The organism is Nonomuraea sp. NPDC049625 (assembly GCF_040675285.1).
In the GTDB taxonomy this organism is placed as follows: Bacteria; Actinomycetota; Actinomycetes; order Streptosporangiales; family Streptosporangiaceae; genus Nonomuraea; species Nonomuraea angiospora_A.
Map to the genome: position 1 here is coordinate 162523 of NZ_JBFAOQ010000014.1, position 24647 is coordinate 187169.

The 24647-nt window shown below is 70.3% G+C and carries 19 protein-coding genes; 11 read left to right on the forward strand and 8 right to left on the reverse strand.

Features of this window, described 5'->3' with window-relative positions; translation table 11 throughout:
• Nucleotides 1-7 precede the first annotated feature (7 nt).
• The 4 genes from lysS (at nucleotide 8) to AB0J87_RS44980 (ending at nucleotide 3923) form a co-directional block, all read left to right on the forward strand.
• Nucleotides 8-1624, forward strand: coding sequence for a lysine--tRNA ligase (gene lysS, locus AB0J87_RS44965; protein ID WP_363977057.1), 1617 nt, complete (start codon nucleotides 8-10; stop codon nucleotides 1622-1624).
• The gene (locus AB0J87_RS44970) at nucleotides 1621-2151 is read left to right on the forward strand and encodes an AAA family ATPase (RefSeq protein WP_363977060.1); all 531 of its coding nucleotides are present in this window, start codon (nucleotides 1621-1623) and stop codon (nucleotides 2149-2151) included. The genes lysS and AB0J87_RS44970 overlap by 4 nt, the downstream gene beginning before the upstream one ends.
• 62 nt (nucleotides 2152-2213) lie before the next feature.
• Entirely contained in the window at nucleotides 2214-2948 is a 735-nt protein-coding gene (locus tag AB0J87_RS44975; protein WP_363977063.1) for a glycosyltransferase family 2 protein, read from the forward strand.
• 12 nt (nucleotides 2949-2960) lie between these two features.
• Nucleotides 2961-3923 (forward strand): 2-dehydropantoate 2-reductase N-terminal domain-containing protein, encoded by a 963-nt coding sequence (locus AB0J87_RS44980; RefSeq protein WP_350732643.1) that lies wholly within the window; start codon nucleotides 2961-2963, stop codon nucleotides 3921-3923.
• Here the strand turns inward: AB0J87_RS44980 and AB0J87_RS44985 are convergent.
• Nucleotides 3898-4425, reverse strand: coding sequence for a DUF6886 family protein (locus AB0J87_RS44985; RefSeq protein ID WP_363977066.1), 528 nt, complete (start codon nucleotides 4423-4425; stop codon nucleotides 3898-3900). The genes AB0J87_RS44980 and AB0J87_RS44985 overlap by 26 nt on opposite strands.
• Nucleotides 4426-4499: 74 nt before the next feature.
• Between AB0J87_RS44985 and AB0J87_RS44990 the strand changes: the two genes are divergently transcribed.
• Nucleotides 4500-4856 carry a hypothetical protein gene (locus AB0J87_RS44990; protein WP_350732641.1) on the forward strand — a complete coding sequence of 119 codons (357 nt, stop codon included), beginning with the start codon at nucleotides 4500-4502 and terminating at the stop codon, nucleotides 4854-4856.
• Between the two features lies 1 nt (nucleotide 4857).
• On the opposite strand, the gene AB0J87_RS44995 is transcribed toward AB0J87_RS44990, so the two are convergent.
• Entirely contained in the window at nucleotides 4858-5271 is a 414-nt protein-coding gene (locus tag AB0J87_RS44995; protein WP_313044104.1) for a hypothetical protein, read from the reverse strand.
• Nucleotides 5272-5333: 62 nt separating this feature from the next.
• Between AB0J87_RS44995 and AB0J87_RS45000 the strand changes: the two genes are divergently transcribed.
• A complete protein-coding gene (locus tag AB0J87_RS45000; protein ID WP_363977071.1) occupies nucleotides 5334-7235 on the forward strand; it encodes a nitrate- and nitrite sensing domain-containing protein in 1902 nt (633 codons plus the stop codon).
• Between the two features lie 3 nt (nucleotides 7236-7238).
• On the opposite strand, the gene AB0J87_RS45005 is transcribed toward AB0J87_RS45000, so the two are convergent.
• The 3 genes from AB0J87_RS45005 to AB0J87_RS45015 are packed head-to-tail and all read right to left on the reverse strand — an operon-like array spanning nucleotide 7239 to nucleotide 9138.
• Entirely contained in the window at nucleotides 7239-8210 is a 972-nt protein-coding gene (locus tag AB0J87_RS45005) for a hypothetical protein (protein ID WP_363977074.1), read from the reverse strand.
• A 25-nt stretch (nucleotides 8211-8235) separates the two neighbouring features.
• Complete coding sequence (locus AB0J87_RS45010; protein ID WP_363977077.1) at nucleotides 8236-8955, reverse strand: MBL fold metallo-hydrolase; 720 nt, start codon at nucleotides 8953-8955, stop codon at nucleotides 8236-8238.
• Between the two features lie 30 nt (nucleotides 8956-8985).
• Nucleotides 8986-9138: a hypothetical protein gene (locus AB0J87_RS45015; RefSeq protein ID WP_363977080.1), complete on the reverse strand. Its 153-nt coding sequence runs from the start codon at nucleotides 9136-9138 to the stop codon at nucleotides 8986-8988.
• Between the two features lie 410 nt (nucleotides 9139-9548).
• Between AB0J87_RS45015 and rho the strand changes: the two genes are divergently transcribed.
• The 3 genes from rho (at nucleotide 9549) to AB0J87_RS45030 (ending at nucleotide 13917) form a co-directional block, all read left to right on the forward strand.
• Nucleotides 9549-10655 carry a transcription termination factor Rho gene (gene rho, locus AB0J87_RS45020; protein ID WP_363977083.1) on the forward strand — a complete coding sequence of 369 codons (1107 nt, stop codon included), beginning with the start codon at nucleotides 9549-9551 and terminating at the stop codon, nucleotides 10653-10655.
• Nucleotides 10656-10950: 295 nt separating this feature from the next.
• On the forward strand, nucleotides 10951-12000 hold the full coding sequence (locus tag AB0J87_RS45025) for a putative RNA methyltransferase (protein WP_363977086.1): 1050 nt from the start codon (nucleotides 10951-10953) through the stop codon (nucleotides 11998-12000).
• Between the two features lie 144 nt (nucleotides 12001-12144).
• Nucleotides 12145-13917: a prolyl oligopeptidase family serine peptidase gene (locus tag AB0J87_RS45030; protein ID WP_363977088.1), complete on the forward strand. Its 1773-nt coding sequence runs from the start codon at nucleotides 12145-12147 to the stop codon at nucleotides 13915-13917.
• A gap of 98 nt (nucleotides 13918-14015) precedes the next feature.
• Here AB0J87_RS45030 and AB0J87_RS45035 read toward each other — a convergent pair whose 3' ends face one another.
• Entirely contained in the window at nucleotides 14016-15071 is a 1056-nt protein-coding gene (locus tag AB0J87_RS45035) for a GAF domain-containing SpoIIE family protein phosphatase (RefSeq protein WP_363977091.1), read from the reverse strand.
• A gap of 609 nt (nucleotides 15072-15680) precedes the next feature.
• Between AB0J87_RS45035 and AB0J87_RS45040 the strand changes: the two genes are divergently transcribed.
• Nucleotides 15681-19865, forward strand: a complete 4185-nt coding sequence (locus AB0J87_RS45040; RefSeq protein ID WP_363977094.1) for a HAMP domain-containing protein — start codon at nucleotides 15681-15683, stop codon at nucleotides 19863-19865.
• Nucleotides 19866-19868: 3 nt separating this feature from the next.
• Complete coding sequence (locus AB0J87_RS45045; RefSeq protein WP_363977097.1) at nucleotides 19869-20498, forward strand: response regulator; 630 nt, start codon at nucleotides 19869-19871, stop codon at nucleotides 20496-20498.
• A gap of 298 nt (nucleotides 20499-20796) precedes the next feature.
• On the opposite strand, the gene AB0J87_RS45050 is transcribed toward AB0J87_RS45045, so the two are convergent.
• Nucleotides 20797-21990, reverse strand: a complete 1194-nt coding sequence (locus tag AB0J87_RS45050) for an NYN domain-containing protein (RefSeq protein ID WP_363977100.1) — start codon at nucleotides 21988-21990, stop codon at nucleotides 20797-20799.
• A gap of 187 nt (nucleotides 21991-22177) precedes the next feature.
• Nucleotides 22178-24532, reverse strand: coding sequence for a sigma-70 family RNA polymerase sigma factor (locus AB0J87_RS45055; RefSeq protein WP_363977103.1), 2355 nt, complete (start codon nucleotides 24530-24532; stop codon nucleotides 22178-22180).
• Nucleotides 24533-24647 lie beyond the last annotated feature (115 nt).

Here is a 24647-nt window from a genome sequence, read left to right on the forward strand (position 1 = left end):
TGGCGCGATGGCGGAAAGTGCCGAGACCGACTGGGTCTCCAGGTTCGCGGACGAGGTCATCACCGAGGCGGAGCGGCGCGCGCCCGGCAAACCGATCGTCTGCGCCTCGGGCCTGAGCCCGTCGGGCCCCATCCATCTGGGCAACCTGCGCGAGGTCATGACCCCCCACCTGGTCGCCGACGAGATCCGGCGGCGCGGGGTCGAGTGCGTGCACCTGCTGTCCTGGGACGACTACGACCGCTTCCGCAGGGTGCCCGCGGGCGTCGACCCGTCGTGGGCCGAGCACATCGGCAAGCCGCTGACCTCGGTGCCCGCCCCTCCCGGGAGCTCGTACGCCAACTGGGCCGAGCACTTCAAGGCGCCCATGATCCAGGCCTTGGAGGAGCTGGGCGTCGAATACCGCGGCATCAGCCAGACCGAGCAGTACACGCGCGGGGCCTACCGCGAGCAGATCCTGCTGGCCGTGCGCGAGCGCGCGAAGATCGACGCCGTGCTCTCCCGCTACCGGTCGAAGCAGGTGGAGTCGAAGCAGGTGGAGGAGTACTTCCCGTACAAGCCGTACTGCGACCTGTGCGAGCGCGACCTGACGACGGTCACCGCGTACGACGACGCGACCACCGAGCTGGCCTACACCTGCGAGTGCGGCTTCGGCGAGACCGTGCGCCTGGCCGAGCACGACCGCGGCAAGCTCGTCTGGAAGGTCGACTGGCCGATGCGCTGGGCCTACGAGGGCGTGGTCTTCGAGCCGTCCGGGGTCGATCACCACTCTCCCGGCTCGGCGTGGATCGTCGGCGACCAGATCGTGGGCGAGGTGTTCGGCGGCCGGCAGCCGATCGGCCCCATGTACGCCTTCGTCGGCATCACCGGCATGGCCAAGATGAGCAGCTCCAAGGGCGACGTGCCGACTCCCGCCGACGCGCTGGAGATCATGGAGGCGCCGGTGCTGCGCTGGCTGTACGCCCGCCGCAAGCCCGCCCAGTCCTTCAAGATCGCCTTCGACCAGGAGATCCAGCGGCTCTACGACGAGTGGGACGCCCTGGGCCGCAAGATCGCGGATGGACAGGGGCAGCCCGCCGAGCTGGCCGCGTACAGAAGGGCGGTGGGCACGGCCGCGGGCCCGCTGCCCGCCACCCCGCACCCGGTCCCGTACCGGACGCTGGCCTCCATCGTGGACGTCACGACCGGCGACGCCGAGCAGACCCTGCGGATCCTGCGCGATCTCGACGCGATCGAGACGCTCGACGAGGCCCGCCCCCGCCTGGACCGGGCGCAGCGCTGGGTCGATGCCCACGTGCCCGCCGGCGAGCGCACGCGCGTGCGCGAGGAGCCGGACGAGGAGCTGCTCGACTCGCTCGGCCAGACCGAGCGCGAGTCGCTGCGGCTGCTGTCCGACGGCCTGGACGACTGGTCGCTGGACAGCCTCACCACGCTCGTGTACGGCGTGCCGAAGCTCCAGGCGGGCCTGCCGGCCGACGCCAAGGCGACACCCGAGCTGAAGGCGGCGCAGCGGGCCTTCTTCGCCCTGCTCTACAGGCTGCTGGTCGGCCGCGACACCGGCCCCAGGCTGCCCACGCTGCTGCTGTCCATAGGCGCCGACCGGGTGCGGAAGCTCGTCGGCACGTGAACGGCGCCGTCCTGATCACCGGCGTCTCGGCCGCCGGCAAGTCCACCGTGGCGCAGGCACTGGCGGAGCGGCTGCCGCGCTCCGCCCACGTGCGCGGCGACACCTTCCGGCGCATGGTCGTGGGCGGCCGCGCCGAGATGACCCCCGACCTCGACGGCGAGGCGCTCCGCCAGCTGCACCTGCGTCACCGGATAGCGGCGAACACCGCGGACCTGTATTTCGATGCCGGATTCACGCCAATAGTCCAGGACGTTATTCTTGGCCCGGACTTGGAACGGTTTACGAAATTGATTCATACTCGTCCTCTTCATGTAATCGTCCTGGCACCCGATCCGGATGAAGTGGATCGCCGCGAACGTGCCCGCCCCAAGGTCGGGTACGGCTCCGACTGGACGATTGCCCAGCTAGACGAGTCGCTGCGGACCGAGACCCCGCGCATTGGTCTATGGTTGGACACCACGCGCCAGACCCCCGAGGAGACCGTCGACGAGATCATCGAGAGGGCCGCGGAGGCGCAGGTCCGATAAATGACGGACCAATGCAAGGCAGTGTCAAGTGACTTGCATGCGTGGGGAGTCATCTTGATTCCATGAACAAGCAGCCTTTCGCCGCCAGCGTCAGTGTCAGTGTCATCGTCCCCGCGATGAACGAGGCCGAGAACCTTCCCCACGTCTTCGCGACGCTGCCCGACTGGATCGACGAGGTGATCCTGGTCGACGGCAACTCGACCGACGACACCATCGCCGTAGCGCGCAGGCTGCGCCCCGACCTCCGGGTCGTCGTGCAGAGCCGGCGCGGTAAGGGCAACGCCCTCATCGAGGGCTTCCAGGCCGCCCGCGGCGACATTATCGTCATGATCGACGCCGACGGCTCGACCGACGGCCGGGAGATCCGCTCCTTCGTCTCCACCCTCCTCAACGGCGCCGACTTCGCCAAGGGCTCCAGGTACGCCCCTGGTGGCGGCTCGGACGACCTCAGTCCGATCCGCTCGCTCGGCAACAAGGTCCTCACCGGGATGACCAACCTGCTCTACGGCACCCGCTACACGGACCTCTGCTACGGCTACAACGCCTTCTGGGCCCGTCACCTCGACTCCCTCGAGCTCGACTGCGACGGCTTCGAGATCGAGACCCTGATGAACGTCCGCGCCGCCCAGGCCGGCCTCATCATCCACGAGGTCCCCAGCCACGAGCGCTCCCGCATCCACGGCGTGAGCAACCTGAACGCGGTGCGCGACGGCTGGCGCGTACTCAAGACGATCATGCGGGAGCGTATGCGGGGGGCCGGCGTGCCGGCGCAGACCCAGGTCGCCCTCGCAAAGTGACATCCTTGGACAATGCGTTACATAGTGATCGGGGCCGGAGCAGTCGGCGGAACCATCGGTGCCCGCCTCCACCAAGGCGGGCACGACGTTCTCCTCGTCGCGAGAGGTGCCCACTACGAGGCACTCAAGCGTGACGGCCTGCGCCTGATCACCCCCGAATCCACCGAGACCCTCGACATCCCCGTCGCCGACGGCCCTGTCCCCGCGCGTGACGACGACGTGCTGATCCTGGCCACCAAGTCCCAGGACACCGTCTCCGCGCTGGCCGGCTGGCCCTCCGACCTGCCCGTGGCCTGCGCCCAGAACGGCGTCGCCAACGAGCGCATGGTCCTGCGGCGGTTCGACCGCGTTTACGGCATCTGCGTGTGGCTGCCGGCCCAGCATCTGGAGCCCGGCGTCGTCGCCGCCCACGGGCACCCGTACTCGGGCCTGCTCCACGTCGGACGTTATCCCCAGGGTGTGGACGACCTCGCCGAGCGGATCGCCGGCGACCTCGGCAAGCACGGCCTGGTGGGCCTGACCCAGACCGACGTCATGCGCTGGAAGCACGGCAAGCTGCTCAGCAACCTGGGCAACGCCGTGGAGGCGCTCGTGGGCCACGTCCCCGGAAGGGACAAGGTCGTCGAGGCGGCCAGGACCGAGGCCAAAGCCTTGCTCGACCGGGCCGGGATCACGTACTCCACGCCGGAGGAAGAGGCGAGCCTGCGCGGCCACCAGGTGGACGTCCGGCCCATCGAGGGCATCGTCCGCGGCGGCGGGTCGTCGTGGCAGAGCCTGGCCAGGAGCAGCGGCTCCATCGAGGCCGACTACCTCAACGGCGAGATCGTGCTGCTCGGCCGCCTGCACGGCGTGCCCACCCCGGTCAACGAGGTGCTGCGGCGCGAGGCCAACAAGTTCGCGCAGGAGAAGCGGCCGCCCGGCTCGATGCCGCTGGAGACCCTGCAGGCCCTCATCGACGGGCGTTGCGCAGCCTGATCCCGCTGAACTCCAGCGTGCTGGCGATCACCTCGTCCCAGAACGGCCACAGGCTGGGCAGCACCCTGAGCTGGATCCCCGCCTCCTCGTGCAGCTCGAACAGGTCGCCCACGCGTTCCGGCGGGCCGAGCGGCGTCACGGCGACCGTGGACACCACGGCGGTCGGCGGGTCGCCGATGGGCGCGAAGCCGTCCGCCGGCAGCCGGTACGCGTACAGCCGGACGTCTTTGACCGCCTGGAGCCAGCCGTACTCGATGGCGTGCACGCGATCGCCGCACCCCGCGCCGACGATCCGGGCCGTGTCCTCCTCGGTGGTGCGCGGCCCGACCCAGGCCATGGCCCGCGGGCAGGCGCGCGGGAACCAGTAGTCGGGGCAGCGGTCGCGATCGACGGCCCACACGTACGACTCCGTAAAGATCGAGGTCGGCGCCACATGCGGGACGAACCGCTCGATCGTCGGGTCCTCGGAGAAGTGGAGCACCTGCCCCGGCTCGGGTCTCATGATTGCAATCTTGGCGCATACCTCATCCCCGACAGGGCAGTGGAAACGGGCTCTTACGACAAGGGGTGAGTTGGATGATTCTGCTTGGAGTGCTCTTGGTCCTCCTCGCCGGCAGCGCCGTGGCCCTCGTCCTGACCGAGGAGAGCGCCAGGTACATCCTGTTCGGGTACACCTTCGAGCCCAATCAGGTGGAGATGTTCCTCGCCGGGGCGGCGGCCATGGCCGTCCTGGCGCTGGGCCTCTGGCTGATCGGCTCGGGCTCGCGCAGGTCCGCCAGGCGCCGCCGCCGGTTGCAGGGCGCCAGGGCCGAGGCCTCCGACCGGGTGGCCCGGCTGGAGGACGAGAAGCGCGAGCTGGAGAAGCGCCTGCGACACTCCCCCGAGCCGGGCGACCGACTGGTCGCGCGCGACTCGGAGGAGGCCAGGCCGTGAGTCACTGGCGCGAGGGCACCAGCTTGCCCTCGCGCCAGAGCGCGAATCCCGTGATGAGCGCGCCGAGCCCTTCCCAGAGCCCGACGCCGAAGAACTTGGCCGGCGCGGCCCCGGTCAGCACCAGCGTGGTGAAGACCGCGAACGTCACGAGCCTGAACGGCACCGTCCACCGGAAAAACGGCGTGTAGTCGTGAGAAGCCGCGAAAACGTAATAAACGCCCATGTTCACCGCCGCCATTGACGAGGCGGCCATATAGACCAGCGTGTAGTCACCGGCGGGACGGACATCGAGCACCTCGAAACCCAGCATGGCCAGCAGCGAGTCGGGTGAGACCAACCCGAGCAGGCCGAGCGCGAAGGCGAGGAATCCGAAGACCGCGATGGTCCAGCCGGAGAAAGAACGCGGAAGACGCACAGAAATCCTTCCAAAGGGGGGTGTACTCTGCGAGGCGATCTCATCTTGCACCCGGAGGTCGCATGCCCCCCACGCGTGGCCGCCCCATCGCCGTGAAACTTCTCGTCCTCCTGTTCGTCCCGCTGCTGTCCCTCGTGGGCCTGTGGGCGTTCGCCGCGGGCCTGACCGGCGGCGATGGCATGCGCCTGCTGTCGATCAAGGACTTGGCGACCAACCTGGCCGACCCGTCCGAGCGCGTCAACATCGAGTTGCAGGACGAGCGGCTGGTCTCCGTGGAGTTCCTGGTCAGCGGGCAGGGCGCCGCCAAGATGGCCAAGCAGCGCGGCGAGACGGACCAGGCCGTGACCTCGTTCCGTACGCTCGCCAAGAACCAGCGTGACCTGTCACCGGAGATGACCGCGCAGCTCGTCACGCTCAACACCAAGCTCGACCAGCTCGCGGAGGTCCGCCGCGAGGTGGACGGCACGACCGTGGCGCCGCTCGACGTGATCGACGGCTACAGCCAGATCGTGGACGCGTCCTTCCGCATGTACGACGCCATGGTGCTGGTGCCCGACATGGCCCTCTACAAGCAGGCCAGGGCGGTGACCATGCTGGGCGAGGCCAAGGACGTGCTGTCCAGGGAGCGGGCCATGGTCGCGATCGTGCTGGCCAGGGGCCGGGTCGAGCCCGCGGAGCACGAGGCGTTCACGGGGATGGTGGCCACCAGGCGGCTGCTGTTCTCGCAGGCGCTCTCGCACCTCGACCGCGACCTGCGCGGCCCGTACGCGCGGCTGGCCGAGTCACCGGTCTACAAGGAGTTCCTGGACGCCGAGGACGCCATCCGGGGCCAGGCGGCCACGAACGGCCTGCCCGTCACGGCCGCCACCTGGCCCGTCGACGGCCAGAACCTGTGGGCGGCGGTCGAGCGCAACCAGGCCCAGGCCGTCAAGAGCCTCGTGAGCCGGGTGACCCCGGCGGCCATCGGCATGCTGATCAAGATCGGGGTCGCGGGCGGCCTCGGCCTGATCGCCGTCATCGCGTCGATCATGCTCTCGCTGCGCTTCCGCAAGCGGCTGGTGCGCGAGCTGGCCGGGCTCCGCGACGCCGCCACGGAGCTGGCCGAGGTGCGGCTGTCCGGCCTGGTCAAGCGGCTGCGCACGAACACCGCCCCGCCCACCGCCGACGAGGTCGCCCCGATCGAGGTCAAGTCCCGCACCTCCGAGGTACGCGACATCGTCCAGGCGTTCAACGACGTGCAGTCCACGGCCGTCGCGGCCGCGATGAGCCAGGCCCGGCTCCGGCACGGCGTCAGCCAGGTCTTCGTGAACCTGGCCAGGCGCAACCAGTCGCTGCTGCACCGGCAGCTGCTCCAGCTCGACAGCATGGAGCGGGCGACGGAGGAGCCCGAGGCCCTGGCGGACCTGTTCAAGCTCGACCACCTCACCACGCGCATGCGCAGGCACGCCGAGAGCCTCATCATCCTGTCGGACCAGGCCCCCGGGCGCGGCTGGCGCAACCCGGTGCCGATCCTCGACGTGCTGCGCGCGGCCGTCGCGGAGGTCGAGGAGTACGAGCGGGTCGAGATCCTCCAGCCGCCGCCGGTCGCGCTGCACGGCGCGGTGGTCACGGACGTGGCCCACCTGATGGCCGAGCTGATCGAGAACGCCACCCTCTTCTCGCCGCCCCAGACCAGGGTGGACCTGCGGACCTCGACCACCCCGCACGGTCTGATGATCGAGGTCGAGGACCGCGGTCTCGGCCTGGTCAGGGCCGAGCTGGACGAGCTCAACGAGCGGCTGGCGAAGATGCCGGAGTTCGACCTGGCGCAGAGTGACCGGCTCGGCCTGTTCGTGGTGAGCAGGCTCGCGGCCAGACACGGCATCAAGGTCACTCTCGCGCCCTCCCCGTACGGCGGCCTGACCGCGATGGCCTCCCTGCCCTCGTCGCTCCTGGCCGATCAGCCGGTCATGAGCGGGCGGTAGCCCCTACGACACGACCTGGAGCAGCGCCTGGTTCTTGGCCTTGGCCGGCTCGGCCAGCCGCTGGATCTCGTTGCCCGCGCTGTCGAACACGACCAGCGTGTTGTGGGCGTGGCCGGCCGCGTGGCCGGCCGCGTGGCCGGCCGCGTGGCCGGCCGCGTGGCCGGCCGCGTGGGCGGCCGTGTGGCCGCCCGCGTGCCCCGGCTGCGCGGGCGCGGCGGCCATCCGCATCACGAGACGGCCGTCCGGCAGGTAGTACGCGCCGATCGCGTTGCCCTTGGCCGGCAGCTTCAGCCTCTTGCCCGTCGGGACCTCGACGATGACCGGCTTGAACGTGGTGGGCCAGGTCCTGGTGCCGGACGCCTGCGCGCCCTCCGGGAACGCCACGACCGCCTTGCTGCCGTCGGGCGACAGGCTCTGCACGTGGTTGATGGACTTGACGTTCTTGACCATGGCGGTCTTGCCCGTCTTGGTGTCGAGCCGGTAGAGGGCGTCGCCGGTGCTGGTGTAGCCGGCGAGATAGCGCCCGTTCCCCGCCCAGGCGAGGTGGCAGACGCCCTTGGACACGCCCAGCTTGTGCGGGGCGTTGCTGCCGTCGGCCCGGACGGCGTTGATCGTGCCGTTCGCGCTCGGGTAGGCCACCTTGGTCGAGTCGGCGGACCAGACCGGGGTGAGGCACGGCGTACTGCCCTGGAGACCGCTGACGATCGTGCTGGTCTTGCCGCGCTGCCTGATGTTGAGGTTGCCGCTCTCAGTGATCCAGGCGGCCTTCGTGCCGTCGGGCGACGCGGCGAACTGCGTTGCTCCGAAGCTGGCGAGCTGGTGCCACTCGCCGGCGGCCGTGTATCGGCTGAGCTGGTTGCCTGCCGCCGCGTAGACGGCGGCCCCGGACAGATCAGGCGTGGGCGCCGCCCATGCCGCCGACGGGACGACCAGAGCGGCGCCGAGTGCGGCACCAGTCACAATGCGTATCTTCATGATTACACATCGTGCCTGGAAAACGTCACAAACGCAGGAACGGCTCGCCGAAGTGAGCGGTCGCGAGAATCGCGCGCTCGGCCCTGAGCGCCGCGAGCACCTCCGTCCGCGTGCGCGCGGCCGTCTCCTGATCGTCGTCGTAGGCGTACCGGACGGCCGGGTCGTCGAGCTGCACCGGGTGGAGCACGAGGTCGCCGGTCATGGCCACGTCGCCGACCCTGGCGATCTGGTGGCCCGGCGTGTGCCCGGGCGCGTGATGCACGTGGACGCCCGGTGAGACCTCGGCGTGGCCCTCTACGACGTGCAACTGCCCCTTGATCGGGGTGAGGAGCCGGTCGAGCACGAGGCCCTGCGCGGCGTCCACCTCGGCCTGCTGGAGGACATACCGGGCATTCTCGAACGCGGGCCTGCCGTCGGTCACCACGCCGCTGGCGTGGTCGCTGTGCAGGTGCGTCAGGACGACGGTGCCGATCTCGGCGGGCGAGACGCCCGCGGCGGCCAGCTCGCCGGCCAGGGTACCGGGAACGGGGGCCCAGCTCGCGGCCGGTGAGTCTTCGTCACCGATGCCGGTGTCGACGAGGGTCAGCCGACCGGCCGCGTCGCGGATCAGATAGCAGTGGAAGTGCAGGACCCAAGGCTCGTCCTGGAGCCCGGAATCGGGGAACATCTCGGCGAGCGGGCGGCGGATCGCCGCTCCCATGGGACCTACGGCGTCGCAGAGCGGCGTCACCTCGACGCCGGACACTGTTATAGATGTATGCGGCACTCGCCCAGATTAGGCGGCTACGGCTACCTGCTGCTGACGCGGAACGAACTCGTTCTCGATGTCGGCCGCGTAGACGGCGCGGCAGCAGTGCGCGCACCTGTACACGATCGGGCCCTCGTCGAGCTCGTGGTGGCACCGCGGGCAGTGGTTGACGGTCTTCATGGTGCTCCCCCAAGGAGTTTTCTGTTGGTCCTATGGAACCCTCACCGAGTTGCAGGGGTCCTGCATGTCACTTGACACGATGGCGCTGCTTCGACGGGGGCCCTATGCCCTCCGGCACACCGGGTGCGGTAATTTTCCTCGCAGTACGGTGCCGAGAAGAACATTGTCATGCCCCCCTGCCCGCGTCCGTGGGAGAAACTCCGAGAACGGTCCGGGAATAGCCCAAGAGGGCTAGGCGTTGACTGGACCAGATGGTGTGGTATCTTGCCACCAGGCGTCGAGCTTCGGCTCCGCTGATCTTCATCTGAGTCTCGCCCCGGTTCTCTCGAGGGGCCCGGCTTCCTTTCTTTTCGCACCGCGCCCGACCGCTTTCGGGCTGGTCCGGCGCATTCCCCCAAAGGGGTTTCACCATGTCTGTACACATTCCTGAGCAGCGTGCGGACGTGCCCGTCCGCCAGGTCGAGGGCCTCCTGGACGTACGCGAGAAATCCGCGTTCCTCCGGGCCGGGCACCTCCCCGGACCCGGCGACGTGCGCCTCACGCCCGACAAGGTACGGCAGTTCGAACTGCGGCCCGGCGACCACGTCGTCGCGTCGTTCGCCGGCAACAAACTCGTCGGCGTCACCTCGGTCAACGGCGCCGCGCAGTGGCGCGACCGGCCCGGGTTCGCCGAGCTGACACCCGTACATCCGACCGAGCGGCTCCGCATCGAGACCGAGTCGCTCAGCACGCGCGTCATCGACCTCTTCGCGCCCATCGGCAAGGGGCAGCGCGGCCTCATCGTCGCCCCGCCCAAGGCCGGCAAGACCATGGTCCTGCAGGCGCTGGCCGCCGCGATCACCCGCAACCACCCCGAGGTGCACCTCATGGTCCTCCTCGTGGGCGAGCGGCCCGAGGAGGTCACCGAGATGCGCGCCACGATCTCCGGCGAGATCTTCTACTCCACCTTCGACCACCCCGACCGCGACCACACCGCCGTCGCCGAGCTGGCCATCGAACGCGCCAAGCGGCTCGTCGAGTCCGGCCGGGACGTCGTGCTGCTGCTCGACTCGCTGACGCGGCTGGGGCGGGCGTACAACAACCTGGCGCCCGGCGGCGGACGGGTCCTCACCGGCGGCATCGACGCCGGGGCCCTGTACCCGCCCAAGCGCTTCTTCGGCGCCGCCCGCAACGTCGAGGGCGGCGGCTCCCTCACCATCCTCGCCACCGCCCTGGTGGACACGGGGTCGCGGATGGACAACAACCTGTACGAGGAGTTCAAGGGGACGGGGAACATGGAGCTGCACCTCGTCCGCGAGCTCGCGGAGCGGCGGCTCTTCCCGGCCGTGGACCTGGACGCCTCGGGGACCCGGCGGGAGGAGATCCTGCTGCACACGGAGGAGCGGCAGGTGGTGTGGCGGCTGCGGCGCATGCTCACCTCCCTGGAGAAGCGGCAGGGGCTCGAGATCCTCGTCGACAAGCTCCGCGCCACCCCCTCCAACGCCGCCTTCCTCCTCGAAGCCACCACCGCCGCCTGACCCCCACCCCGGCGCGCTCCGCTCGGCGGCGCTATGTCCCGCCCTACGCCTCAAAAGACGCACGCCACCGCTCAACGCCCCCTCCACGCGCCGCGTCGGCGAGCAGGGGGACGGCGGAGACCGGCGCAACGCGCACGGCGCCCGGCCACCCGCACGCGCGAGCGCAACCCCTTGGCGCGCCACCCCAAAGAACGCACACCCCCACCCAACGCGCGCTCCGATCGGCGGCGTGGTGAGGCGCACATCAGGAGCCAGGCCCCGCCCCGTGGGGAGGGTCCCGGGGTGGTGGACGAGAATGGGCGGCATGCTGGCCGATATCGTCGAATACCTAGCGTGCCCCGTCTGCCGAGCCACCCTCCGGCTCGACGCCGGCGCGCTGCGGTGCGCCCAAGGGCACGCCTTCGACATCGCCAAGCAGGGCTACGTAAGCCTCCTGGTCGGCAACAAACCCCCGGGAACGGCCGACAGCTCCGAGATGGTGGCCGCGCGGGCGCAATTTCTCGACGCGGGCCACTACGCACCGCTGCACGACGCAGTAGCAGAAACTGTACGAAAGTACGCGTGCAGCAAGAACGTTCCAGCAAAACGTGAGTACTCCACCGAAACGAATGACGGCACGGGGCTGAGGGCGTACCGTGGGGCGGGAGTGGAGGCCGGTTACGGCGCTGGATCAACGGATCCCGCGTACGAGCCGGAAATCGACGGTGAGCGTCGCGCGGAGGGCAGGGCCGCGCCGTTGATCGTCGACGCAGGCGCGGGCACCGGGCACTACCTGGCGGCCGTGTTGGACGCGGTGAACGATGGCATCGGGATGGCGTTCGATGTGTCGAAGCACGCTGTACGCCGGGCGGCGCGGGTGCATCCCAGGGCAGGGGCATTCGTGGCCGACGTGTGGCGTCCGCTCCCCATCAGGGATGGGGTGGCCGATGTGGTGATGGACGTGTTCGCGCCCAGGAACGGGCCCGAGTTCGGCAGGATCCTGAGGCCCGGCGGCGTCGCGGTGGTCGTGACCCCGGCGGCGCGGCATCTGAGCCCGCTGGTCGAGGAGCTCGGGCTGCTCTCCGTGGACGACGAGAAGGACCGCAGGCTGGCGCGGAGCCTGGAGGGCTTCACCGAGGTGGAGCGACGTTCGGTCGAGTTCGAGATGGAGCTGGGGCATGACGGCATCGCCCAGGTGGTCGGGATGGGCCCGAGTGCGTGGCATACCGACCCGGCCGAGCTCGACAGGCGAATAGCGGGATTTATCTCCCGAAATGCCATGAACAGACAGCAAAAAGTAGTAACGCACGCAGCGTTTCACCTGTCTATCTTCGAGCCCGTACCCCGATCAAGACCCGTTCCTTGACGGGCATGTGGGACTGGTGTTACTGATGGGGCATTTAGTCCGAAATTCCCCCACATTCCCTGAGTTTTTCCCCGGAACACGCGCAATACTGGACGGCATCCCGCGCCCGGAGGCACGGGACATCAATGGGAGGGGGCGCACCGGATGAAGGCGGAGGAACGCTGGCAGGCCAGGTTCCGCGCGTCGCGCATGACGCTGCCGTCCTGGGCACGCCAGGCCCCCAACCGCTCCATCTACCGCTCCAACGCCACCGGCACCTGGGAGGTCTACGCCTGGGACCGCGTGAGCGGCGCCGTCCGCCAGGTCACCGACCGCCCGAAGGGCACCGCGTACGCCGCCATCGACCCCACCGGCCAGTGGATCTACTGGTTCGCCGACACCGCCGGCGACGAGTTCGGCGTGTGGTGGCGCCAGCCGTTCGCGGGCGGCCCCAACGAGCCGGTCGCCCCCGACCTGCCGCCGGGCCAGCCCGGCGGCCTCGCCCTGTCCACGACGGGCGTCGCGGCGATCAGCATGGCCAGCGAGGGCACGTTCAGGATCCATGTCGTACGCGTCGGCGGCCCGGCGAGTCTCCTGTACGAGCACAGCGAGGCCGCCTGGGTGGCCGACATGTCCCTCGACGGCTCGCTCATCGCGATCAACCACGGCGAGTACGGCGACTTCCGCCACCCCGCGCTCCGCGTCGTCCGCCCGAGCGGCGAGACGGTGGCCGAGCTGTACGACGGGCCTACCAAGGGCGTCACCGGCCTGCACTTCGCCCCCGTCGTCGGCGACCGCCGCCTGCTGGCCCTGCACGAGCGCCGCCAGCGCCACGAGCCCCTGGTCTGGGACCCGGTGAGCGGCGAGCAGCGCGAGATCTGGCTGAGGGACCCCGGCGACCTGAACGCCGAGTGGTACGACGACGGCCGCGGCCTGCTCATCCTGCGCGACCACCGCGCCCGCACGTACCTGCACCGCTACGACCTCGCGGGCGGCGGCCTGACGCTCATCGACACGCCGCACGGCGTGATCGAGGAGGCGTCTCCCCGGCCCGGCGGCCACGTCGAGTACTCCTGGTCCAGCGCCTCGCGCCCGCCGGTCATCCGCTCCAGCAGCGGCCAGGTCGTGGTCAATCCCGGCGGCCCGCCCGCCCCGCCGAGCGTCCCCGTCGAGGACATCGACGTCGACGGCGAGGGCGGCCGCATCCACGCGCTGGTCTCCAAGCCCGAGACGGGCGTCGCCCCGTACCCGGCCGTCTTCCTGCTGCACGGCGGCCCGACGGCGCACGACCGCGACGCGTTCTCGCCGGAGGTCGCGGCCTGGGTGGACGCGGGGTTCGCGGTGGTGCGGGTCAACTACCGGGGCTCGACCGGGTACGGCTCCGCCTGGCGCGACGCGCTGCACGGCGACGTCGGGCACATCGAGCTGGCCGACGTGGCCGCCGTACGCCAGGTCGTGGTCGATCGCGGCATCGCCGACCCGAACCGCATCGTGCTGGCCGGCGCGGCCTGGGGCGGCTATCTCACGCTGCTCGGCCTCGGCACCCAGCCGGAGCTGTGGGCGGCCGGCATCGCGGCGGTGCCGATCGCCTGCCACCAGACCTCGTACGAGGACGAGGCGGAGAGCCTGCGCGCCTACCACCGCGCGCTGCTCGGCGGCTCACCCGACGAGCAGCCGGAGCAGTACGCGGCCAGCTCCCCCATCACCTACGTCGACCAGGTCAAGAGCCCGCTGCTGATCCTCGCGGGCGAGAACGACACGCGCTGCCCGCTGCGCCAGATCGAGAAGTACGTGGCCAAGCTGGCCGAGCACGGGCGCGAGCACGAGGTCTACATGTACGACGCCATCGGCGGCTCGCTCGTGGTGGCGGAGCGGATCGCGCAGACCGCCCTCCAGCTCGAATTCGCCAGGAAGCACCTGGATCACAGTGACATTTGACACACTGTAAGAAGTTTTCCGACTGATCGACTTGACCGTCAGACTCTCCCGGTGACAGCATGTGCCGACGCTGTCACAGGGAGGCGTTATTGAGCGTGTTAGCGGGCGCGCAGCACCACGATGGCCAGGTCGTCATGGCTCGGCTCGGAGGCGAACTCGGCCGCGCCCCTGCGGATGCGCTCGGCCACCGCCCTGGCCGACAGCCCGGCGCATTCGGCCAGCAGCTTGGCCAGCCCGCCGTCGTCGTCGAGCAGCCGTCCGCCCGAGCGCCGCTCCGTCACCCCGTCGGTCACCGCCAGCAGCACGTCGCCGTGCTCAAGATGCACGGTGTCGGCCTCGAACATGACCTCGTGGAAGACCCCCAGCAGCGACTGCGGCGTGGTCACGGCCTCCACCTTGCCGCTCGGCTTGAGCCGCAGCGCCTCGGGGTGCCCGGCCGACACCAGGCGCACCTCCAGCCCGGTCGCCACGGGCGTGATGTCGCCGTGCAGCAGCGTGAGAAACCTGGCGCGCTCGCCCTCCTCCAGGATCGCCTGGTTGAGCCGCCCGAGCACCGCTGCCACGCCGTACCCCTCGCGGGCCAGCAGCCGCAGCGTGTGTCGGGCGAGCCCGGTCACGGCGGCGGCCTCGGGGCCCGTGCCGCACACGTCGCCGATCGCGAACCGCCACGAGTCGTCGCCCGCCTTGAACAGGTCGTAGAAGTCGCCGCCCACCTCGTTGGTCTCGCCGGCGGGCTCGTAGATGACGCCGTAGTCGAGCCCGGGGACCTCGGGCTCGTTGGGCGGCAGCAGGCTGCGCTGGAGCGCCCGGTTGGCGGCGGCCTGCTGTGCGTAGAGCCGGGCGTTGTCCATGGCCAGCGCGGCACGCCTGCCGATGTCCTCGGCGAACTGGATGACGTCGTCGGGGAAGCGGTCGGGGCGGCCCAGGCACATCATGCCGAGCCCCCGCCCGCGCGCCGTGAGCGGCACCGCGAGCACCTGCGAGTCGGCCAGGTGGACGGTCGAGGTGACCCTGGTGTCGGCGGCGGCCACGTCTATATCGGCGAGCTGCTCGCGCAGCCCGTCGATCCTGGCCTCGTCGGCGTGCCAGAGGTAGACCAGCCGCATCGGCCCGACGGAGTTGTCGGAGGTGTAGACGGCGCACCAGCTGGACAATCGCGGGACTACGACCTGAGCGACGAGGGCAGGTACCATGTCTGGGTCGAGCGTGCCCGCGAGCAGGTCACTCGCATCAGCGAGAAACCCGAGCCAGTGCGGACCTCGGGCGCTCTCCTCCAGCCATTCGGCGGCAACCCTGTCCGGGGAGCCAGGTAGCGTGAGCCTAGCCCAATGGACACGGGAATCGCCCGTGAAGGTGACGCCCCACTCTTCGACGTTCGCGGAAGGAGCTTTCGGATCACCCTGTGAGAGGCTTCGCTGCCTCAGTTCGACCTGTACGGCATCCCCGAGATGCTTCCAGATCACCTCAAACGGCTCGTCAGCGACCTGTTCGGCCAAATCTCCCGCGACTTGTTCGGCGGTATGGAGCACGCCGCCGGTGGCCCACGCGGTCATCACCTCGCGCGTGAACCTCATCGCAGCCGTCACAGCGGTCTCGCCCGGCGCGAAGGTCGCAGCGAGCACGGCGTGGGGAGAAGCAGTCATCCCACCGTGCCTACCACACTTCCAGCTGACTTGGGGTAAATCCAAGGGCAGGACTCAGAGCTACTCATCGTGACAGACTTGTATCACTCGCCGGAGCCCGCCGCGAGTGAAGGAGGCCCCATGACCACGGCCAAGGCCGCGCCAACCCCGGAGGAGAGGACCTACACCGAGTCGGATCTCATTCCCATCCTTGAGACCCTTTTCTCTTGGCGTGATGGTGATTTCCGGCGTCGTGTCCCCCACGCGCCTCCCGGGATCCTCAGCGAGGTCCGGCTGCTGCTCAACGAAGTGGCCGACCGCCGCGAACACCTGGCGAACGAGCTGGTGCGCGTTCGCAAAGAGGTCGTCAAGGAAGGACGGTTCGGCGAGCGGCTGACGCCCGGGCCGGGCGTCGGCGCGTGGGCGGAGAGCGTCGAGTCGGTCAACCAGCTGATCGACGCCCTGGTGAGCCCCGTGAGCGGCGCGGCCGACGTGATCGACGCGGTCGCCAAGGGCGACCTGTCGCGCCGGATCGACCTCGACCGGTCCGCCAGGGGCGAGGTGCGGCGACTCGGCAAGGCCATCAACGGCATGGTCGACCAGCTCGCGCTGTTCAACAGCGAGGTGACCAGGGTGGCGCGCGAGGCCGGCACCGAGGGCCGGCTGGGCGGCAGCGCCAACCTGCGTGGCATGTCGGGAAGCTGGCGCGACCTCACCGAAGCCGTCAACACGATGTCGTCCCGCGTGGCCGCGCAGGTGCGCGACATCGCGGTCGTGACCACCGCGGTGGCCAAGGGCGACCTGAGCCGCAAGGTGACGGTCGACGCCGTGGGCGAGATGTTCGAGCTGAAGAACACCGTCAACACGATGGTCGACCAGCTCTCCGGCTTCGCCGAGGAGGTCACCCGAGTCGCCCGCGAGGTGGGCACCGAGGGCCAGCTCGGCGGCCAGGCCCAGGTGACCGGCGTCTCGGGCGTCTGGAAGGACCTCACCGACAACGTCAACTTCATGGCCAACAACCTGACCTCCCAGGTGCGCAGCATCGCGACCGTGGCGACGGCGGTGGCCCAGGGCAACCTGTCGAAGAAGATCACCGTCGATGCGCAGGGCGAGATCCTGCAGCTCAAGGACACCCTCAACACGATGGTGGACCAGCTGTCCTCCTTCGCCGACGAGGTCACCCGAGTCGCCCGCGAGGTGGGCACCGAGGGCAAGCTGGGCGGCCGGGCCGAGGTGAAGGGCGTGTCCGGGGTCTGGAAGGACCTGACGGACAACGTCAACTCGATGGCCAACAACCTGACGTACCAGGTGCGCAACATCGCCCAGGTGACCACGGCCGTGGCCAACGGCGACCTCACCCGCAAGATCGACGTGGACGCCCAGGGCGAGATCCTCGAGCTCAAGTCGACCATGAACACGATGGTCGAGCAGCTGTCGTCGTTCGCCTCCGAGGTGACCCGAGTCGCCCGGGAGGTGGGCACGGAGGGCCAGCTGGGCGGCCAGGCGCAGGTGCGCGGCGTGTCCGGGGTCTGGAAGGACCTCACCGACAACGTCAACTTCATGGCCAACAACCTGACCTCCCAGGTGCGCCAGATCGCGGCCGTGTCGTCGGCGGTGGCCCAGGGTGACCTGTCGAAGAAGATCACCGTTGACGCGCAGGGCGAGATCCTGCAGCTCAAGGACACCCTCAACACGATGGTGGACCAGCTGTCGTCGTTCGCCGACGAGGTCACCCGAGTGGCGCGCGAGGTGGGCACGCAGGGCCAGCTGGGCGGCCAGGCCCGGGTAACCGGCGTCTCGGGCGTCTGGAAGGACCTCACCGACAACGTCAACTTCATGGCCAACAACCTGACCTCGCAGGTGCGTAACATCGCCGAGGTCACCACGGCCGTGGCCAACGGCGACCTCACCCGCAAGATCGACGTGGATGCCCAGGGCGAGATCCTGGCCCTGAAGACCACCATCAACCGCATGGTGGACCAGCTGTCGTCGTTCTCCTCCGAGGTGACCCGAGTCGCCCGGGAGGTGGGCTCCGAGGGGCAGCTGGGCGGCCAGGCCCGGGTCGAGGGCGTCGAGGGCACGTGGAAGCGGCTCACCGAGAGCACCAATGTGCTGGCCGGCAACCTCACCACGCAGGTGCGCGCCATCGCCACCGTCACCAGCGCCGTGGCTCGCGGCGACCTGACCCGCTCGATCGCCGTCGATGCGCAGGGCGAGCTGGCGGAGCTGAAGGACAACATCAACTCGATGGTGGCCAACCTCCGCGAGACCACGCAGGCCAACCAGGAGCAGGACTGGCTCAAGTCCAACCTGGCCCGCATCTCCAGGCTCATGCAGGGCCACCGCGACCTGCTCGAGGTGGCCAAGCTGACGATGAGCGAGCTGACGCCGCTGGTCTCGGCCCGCTACGGCGCCTTCTACGGCATCGACCCCGAGGGCGCCCACGAGCTGATACTGATCGGCGGGTACGGCGTGCGTCCCGACCGGGGGCCGCGCCAGCGGTTCGCGATCGGCGAGGGCATCGTCGGCCAGGCGGCCGCCGAAGGCCGGCACATCATGCTCGACGACGTGCCGCCGCAGTTCATCACCATCGACAGCGGGCTCAGCCAGTCCACGCCCGCGCAGATCGTGGTGCTGCCGATCCTGTTCGAGAGCCGGGTGCTCGGCGTGCTCGAGCTGGCCTCGTTCACGCCGTTCGGCGAGGTGCACCTCGACTTCCTGCGCCAGCTCGTCGAGACCATCGGTGTCACGATGAACACGATCATCGCCAACTCCCGCACCGAAGACCTGCTCACCGAGTCGCAGCGGCTCACCAGGGAGCTCCAGGAGCGCTCCGACGAGCTGCAGCGCCAGCAGGAGGAGCTGCGCAGATCCAACGCCGAGCTGGAGGACAAGGCGGCGCTGCTGGCCAAGCAGAACCGCGCGATCGAGATCCAGAACTTCCAGATCGAGCAGGCCCGCCGCACGCTGGAGGAGCGCGCCGAGCAGCTGGCGGTCTCCTCGCGCTACAAGTCCGAGTTCCTCGCGAACATGTCCCACGAGCTGCGCACGCCGCTCAACAGCCTGCTGGTGCTGGCCAAGCTGCTGACCGAGAACGCCGAGGGCAACCTGACCTCGCAGCAGGTGGAGTTCGCCCGCACGATCCACAGCGCGGGCTCGTCGCTGCTCCAGCTCATCAACGACATGCTCGACCTTTCCAAGGTCGAGGCGGGCCGGATGGACATCCACCCGATCCAGGTGTCGCTGCCGAAGATGGTGGACCTGCTGGAGGCGGCGTTCACGCCGCTGGCGCAGGACAAGGGGCTGTCGTTCAGCGTCGACGTCGAGAACGACGTGCCGAAGGAGCTGCGCGCCGACGAGCAGCGCCTGCAGCAGGTGCTGCGCAACCTGCTCTCCAACGCGGTGAAGTTCACGCCGCGGGGCGAGGTGAAGCTGCGCGTCTCGATGGCGCCGCCCGGGGTCGACTTCGACGACGACACCCTGCACGGCGCCGACGATCTGCTCGCCTTCCAGGTGATCGACACCGGCATCGGCATCGCGCCCGACAAGCGGGACGTCATCTTCGAGGCGTTCAGACAGGCCGACGGCACGACGAGCCGCAAGTACGGCGGCACGGGCCTGGGTCTCGCGATCTGCCGGGACATCGCCAGGCTGCTCGGCGGCGAGATCCACGTGGACAGCGAGCTGGGCAAGGGCAGCTCGTTCACGCTCTACCTGCCGGCCTCCTACACCGGCCCGCTGGCCGCCACCGACGGCGGCGTGGCCCGCCGCCAGCTGATGACGGCGCCGGCGGAGGAGTCGGCCGCCGCGGTCGCGCCCGAGCCGCCGCTGCCGCTCGACCTGCCGATGCACGAACTGGTCGAGCCGGTGGAGACCCCGGCCCAGTGGCAGGGCGACGACCCGCTCAGCGGCGCCAAGATCCTCATCGTGGACGACGACATCCGTAACGTGTTCGCGCTGACCAGCGTCCTGGAACGACACGGTTCCACGGTCGTCTACGCTGAAAACGGTCGGGAGGGGATCGAGCAGCTCGAACGAAACGAGGACGTCGCGCTCGTGCTGATGGACATCATGATGCCGGAGATGGACGGCTGGGCCACCACCTCCGCCATCCGGCGCATGCCTCAGTTCGCCGACCTGCCGATCATCGCGCTGACCGCCAAGGTCATGCGGGGCGATCGCGAGAAGAGCATCGCCTCCGGCGCGTCCGACTACGTCCCCAAGCCGGTGGACGTGGACCGCCTGCTCGAACGCCTGCGCGGCTGGCTGAGCCGCGGGCGCGGGTCCATGTCCGACTCGTCAGCCTCAGCAGCCGAAGGGTCGTGATCGATGCCAGATCGCGCCAAGATTCTCCTCGTCGACGATCGCGAGGAGAACCTGATCGCCCTCGAAGCCATCCTCAGCTCCCTCGACCTGGTGCCGGTGCGCGCCAGGTCGGGCGAGGAGGCTCTCAAGGCGCTGCTCAACACCGAGTTCGCCTTGATCCTGCTGGACGTGCGCATGCCCGGCATGGACGGCTTCGAGACGGCCGCCCACATCAAGCGGCGGGAGCGGACCAGGAACATCCCGATCATCTTCCTGACCGTGGTGGACAGCGCGCCCGACTACGCCTTCCGCGGCTACGCGGCCGGGGCGGTCGACTACCTGACCAAGCCGTTCGACCCCTGGGTCCTGCGGGCGAAGGTGTCGGTGTTCACGGAGCTGTACAACATGAACAAGCGGCTGGCCGAGCAGGCGTCCCTGCTCCGCGACCGCGTGAGCGGCGAACTCCCGCCGGGGGCCGGCGACCAAGCCTCGGTGCTGCCCGAGCTGTCGCGACGGCTGACGGCGGTGGAGGACGAGCTGGCCCGGGTTCGGGAGCTGGCCCGCAAGGCCCAGGACCCGGCCCTCACCGTCCCCCTGTCCGACCTCACGGACCGCCTCAACCACCTCCGCGCCGGCTTCGACGCCCTCTCCTGACCCCGCCCCCGCCGGGCATGACGGCGGGGCAGGCACCACCACGCAACCGCCGCCTCCCAAGCGCCGCGCCGGCGAGGCGTCGGTGGGTGGGAGCGGCCGCGAAAGGGCTCGGCCAGGAGTCCGGCGGGGGCGCGTAACGGGAAGCGCCGTAATCGGGATTCCTGTAGTGAGGGCTGGGGTGGCCGGGGAGCTCCTGGCCGGTGAGTCCCGTGGGGAACGAGGCGACAAGGCTGGAGCGACGGGGCCGGCCGACGAGGTGGGGAAGTGACCGGCGGGACGGGATCGGCTGGGGGGTGAGTCAGTGACGGGCGCGTTCCAAGGCGTCCCAGAAGCCGCGTCTCAGCGCGTGCCGTACCTCGTCGTGCAGCAGGAAGTCGATCGGCAGGGAAGACCCCTGCAGCAACCGCGCCTCCAGGTCCGAAGGCATTCGCGGCTTGCGCGCCAGCACCGCCTCCAGCCACAGCGCGGGCGCGTCGCGCGCCACGGACTCGCCGAAGTCGTGCCCCTCCCGGTGGGCGGACTTGACCGCGTCCGCCAGCGTGGTGGCGCCGGCGGTGGCCGCGGACGGCGGGGTGACGGGCGCGGGCTGCGGCCCCGTGTACGGCCCCAGCTGGGCCGGCTGGTAGGTGCCGCTGGACGACGGGCTGGCGAACTGTCCGGTGCTGGGCGACTGCGACTGGATGGGCCCGGTCGCCGGAGCGGCCGGCGGGGGTGTGACCGGCGGCTGCTCGGGCTGGTAGCTGGCGTACGTCGGCAGCACGGGCGGCGTGGACGACTGCCCGCGCCCGGAGGAGGACCCGTTGGACGAGGACGGCGTCGAGGAGCCGGCGGCGTGGCTGCCGCTGGACGGCGGCAGCGGGGGCAGCGACGGGGGCAGGGCCGGCTGGGCGGGCGGCAGCGAATGGGCGGCCTGCCCGTTGCTGATCGGCTGGTGCCCGTTGGACGACTCCGCGATGCCCGCGACGAGGCTGACGTAAGGGCGCAGGTGGACGGCGCCCAGCTCGACCAGGTCGTCGCATTCCTGGCGCAGCGACCGCGACACGGCCCAGCCGCCGTCGGCTGCGATGTGGATCACGCTGACCCTGATGCCGAGGTCCTGCGCGTCGCACACGACCTGGGCCAGGTCCTCGTCCCCGCTCACGACCACCGCGTCGCAGATGGCGTTGTTGCGGGCGAGCGTCATGAGGTCGCGGTGGACCTGGGCGTCGACGCCTTCGCGCCGGCCCGGCCGGATGCGCGACAGCCTGAGCTTGAGGCCCGGTATGTCGGCCAGCGCGTCGTGCTCCGGCGTGCGACGGCCTTCGACCGTCGCCTCGTACCAGTAGCACCTCAGCAGCGGCAGGCCGGTGCGCTCGCGCGACAGGCTGGTCATCAGCTGGAGCAGCCCCGGGTAGTCCCAGGCAACCGCTTCACGATGACGCGTGCCGTGCACGGCCATCGCGCCATCGGCCAGCAGATAGCCGGCGTCCACGAACAGCGCACAGCGATCCACTTAGCACCGCCCCTTTCCTGGTGGTCCGTCCTGGCTGGCTCTGCACCGTCAGAGACCGGACTCGGCGGCCCTCTCTCAGGGTAATGAAAGCTGGTGATCGCGCGAGGGTTAATCCCGACGATTCGGCATCGACCCGCTGCCACCCCGGAGCATTCAGGCAGACCGTACCAGTTTGTCCCGTTCACAGTCATGATCGCGCTCGGACGCTCAACGCGGCCACCCCGAACAGCACGACATCCTTGTCCGTCGCGATCGTCAGCCCCGGATCCACCCCGAGTTCGGCCCCGACCGTGTCGACGTCGACGCCGAACGTCATCTCCGCCGCGCCGGTCGAGGACTCGTCGAAGACGTTCGACGCGTCCCGATCGCCGCCCTCGGGGGCGAGCGCGCCGGACCCGAGCGAGACCTTGTCACCCTTGAGATCGGCGTCGCCCTCCCACGTCACCAGCTCGACCCTGGCGGGCGAGGCGGCCGGGCTCAGCCCGCCGAGCGGTATGCGCACCCGTCCCGCCGACCCGCCGACCACGGTGGCCGCGTCGAGCACCATGGCCTGGCTGTACGGCTCCGCGGGATCCGTGACGATCAGCACCAGGCTCCATCCGGCATGCCGGGACACCCCTTCTTCCATGGGCATGTCGGCCGCCCACCACGTGCCGTTGCGGTCGGAGGCGGAGACCAGCTCGCTGACGTCGGCGTACGCCTGGTAGACGGCCCCTGACGGCAGCTCGCGGAGCGCCACGTCGTCGGGTTTGACCAGCGTGTACTGGCGCCGCCCCGGCGGTCTGACCTTGATGGGCCCGGCCGTCGTCGCGCTCGCGGACCAGTAGAGGCCGGCCCACACGACCTTGCTCCCCTTGGGCAGGCTCAGCGCGGCCCCGCTGGACGCGCCGGTGCCGGAGCTGCCGTCCTGGTCGAGCGCGGTCATCGGCCAGAGGTCGTTGTCGCGCTGGCCGCGCCGGCGCTTCCGGGCCTCCGCGCAGCCGTCCGCCGTCTCGGGGCAGGTCAGCAGCGAGTTGCCGATCGCCCTGACGGCCACCTTCCCGTCGGTGGCGAACCTGGCGGGCGCCCCGGTCGTCCGTACGCCGTCCTCCGCCTGCGCCGTGACGTGCAGCGGGCCCGAGTCGATCCGGACGGCCGGGCCCGCACCCTCCGGCGCCTCCGCCGCCACCCGTACCCGCAGGAACAGCGCCGTGCCCTGCCCCGCCGCCAGCGGCGCCCTGGCGCACCGCGCGTCGTGCCCGGAGGGGCGGCACGCCCACCCGTCCACGGTGCCCACGGTGTCGCGGTCGTCGCGCCGCGCGGGCGGGACGAGCGTCACGCCGGAGGGCAGGTCCACGAACGCCGTCAACTCCTCGCTGGGCGCCTCGCCATAGTTGCGCAGGCGCAGGCCGACGATGCCGGGCCGGGCGCGTACGAGCGAGCCCAGCGCCTCGACGGTGGCACGCAGCCGCGCCTTGCCCGGCTCCCCGCTCGTGACAGGGCTCTTGACCGGACTCCTGGCCGGCGGCCGCACCCGCGTGGGCTCCTCGCTCTGCAACGGCACGGGCACCGGCATGGGCTCGCCGGCGAACGGCGGCGGCCCCGCGACCGGCACGGCGGCGGTGGGCCTCGCGATCGGCTTCTCGTCGGTGACCAGCAGCAGCCCGGCCGCCACGGCCACGGTGACGGCCATGCTGCCGGCCATCGCGGCCAGCTGCTGCCTGGGCCCCCGCCACAGCCGGGGGAACGCCCGCAGCAGCCCGCCCGCGCCGCCGCCCGCGGCCGACTTCGCCAGCGTCGTCGCGTACCCGCCGAAGATCGGCCCCGCGACCAGCGGGCCGACCATGACGCGAAGCCCGCGGTTGACGTCGGTCAGCTCCAGCAGGACCCCGTTGCACTCCTCGCAGGCGGCCACATGCTCGTCGACCACCTTGGCGTCGCGCCTGGTCAACCCGTCGCGGACGTACGCGCCCATCTTGCCCAGGACGGGCCGGCAGTCGTGCTTCGGCGGCGAGCCCAGGTGCATCTGCAGGTACGCCTGCCGCAGCCCCTCCCTCGCCCGGTACGCGAGCGCCGCCACGCCGTTGGGCGACAGGCCCAGCAGCGGCGCCACCTGGGCCGGTTTGCACCGTTCGACCTCGATGTGCCAGAGCACCGCCCGCCACCGCTCGGGCAGCGACAGGAACGCCTTGGCGATCAGCGACTTCTCCAGCTCCACGAGCGCCGGATCGACGAACGGCACCCCCGGGTCGTACTCCTCGATCTCGCCCGTGGCCACCTGACGGCTCTCGATCCTGGAGCGGTCGTAGACCGTGCGCCGCACCACCGTCAGCAGATAGGTGCGGAAGCCGGACTCGGGCCCGCCGCCCCTGCCGACCAGGTCGAGGATCTTCGTGAACGACTCCGCGACCACGTCCTCGACCTCAGAGCGCCGGACGAGCTGCCTGGCCAGCGCGCGGGCGGCGGCAGCGTGGCGCTCGTAGAGCTGCCCGTAGGCGGCGGCGTTGCCCTCTCTGACCGCCTGGAGAAGCTCTGCGTCGCTTTGCGGAGTTACGCCACCCATAGTGACCTCACGATTACACGGGGTTGCCTCGCGCATTCATTCCGCACTCCCCGCCGGGACTAAACCGCACCCGCGCCTTTACCTTCGAGAGGTTTCGAGGGCGCCGCGACGGGCC

Excerpts from the sequence above, each read along its gene's own strand:
- rho (WP_363977083.1), top strand. The coding sequence starts at position 9,549 with ATGTCTGTACACATTCCTGAGCAGCGTGCGGACGTGCCCGTCCGCCAG.
- AB0J87_RS44990 (WP_350732641.1), top strand. The coding sequence starts at position 4,500 with ATGATTCTGCTTGGAGTGCTCTTGGTCCTCCTCGCCGGCAGCGCCGTG.
- AB0J87_RS45025 (WP_363977086.1), top strand. The coding sequence starts at position 10,951 with ATGGGCGGCATGCTGGCCGATATCGTCGAATACCTAGCGTGCCCCGTC.
- AB0J87_RS45040 (WP_363977094.1), top strand. The coding sequence starts at position 15,681 with ATGACCACGGCCAAGGCCGCGCCAACCCCGGAGGAGAGGACCTACACC.
- AB0J87_RS45055 (WP_363977103.1), bottom strand. The coding sequence starts at position 24,532 with ATGGGTGGCGTAACTCCGCAAAGCGACGCAGAGCTTCTCCAGGCGGTC.
- AB0J87_RS45030 (WP_363977088.1), top strand. The coding sequence starts at position 12,145 with ATGAAGGCGGAGGAACGCTGGCAGGCCAGGTTCCGCGCGTCGCGCATG.
- AB0J87_RS45015 (WP_363977080.1), bottom strand. The coding sequence starts at position 9,138 with ATGAAGACCGTCAACCACTGCCCGCGGTGCCACCACGAGCTCGACGAG.
- AB0J87_RS44980 (WP_350732643.1), top strand. The coding sequence starts at position 2,961 with ATGCGTTACATAGTGATCGGGGCCGGAGCAGTCGGCGGAACCATCGGT.
- AB0J87_RS45000 (WP_363977071.1), top strand. The coding sequence starts at position 5,334 with ATGCCCCCCACGCGTGGCCGCCCCATCGCCGTGAAACTTCTCGTCCTC.
- AB0J87_RS45045 (WP_363977097.1), top strand. The coding sequence starts at position 19,869 with ATGCCAGATCGCGCCAAGATTCTCCTCGTCGACGATCGCGAGGAGAAC.
- lysS (WP_363977057.1), top strand. The coding sequence starts at position 8 with ATGGCGGAAAGTGCCGAGACCGACTGGGTCTCCAGGTTCGCGGACGAG.
- AB0J87_RS45005 (WP_363977074.1), bottom strand. The coding sequence starts at position 8,210 with ATGAAGATACGCATTGTGACTGGTGCCGCACTCGGCGCCGCTCTGGTC.
- AB0J87_RS44975 (WP_363977063.1), top strand. The coding sequence starts at position 2,214 with ATGAACAAGCAGCCTTTCGCCGCCAGCGTCAGTGTCAGTGTCATCGTC.
- AB0J87_RS44985 (WP_363977066.1), bottom strand. The coding sequence starts at position 4,425 with ATGAGACCCGAGCCGGGGCAGGTGCTCCACTTCTCCGAGGACCCGACG.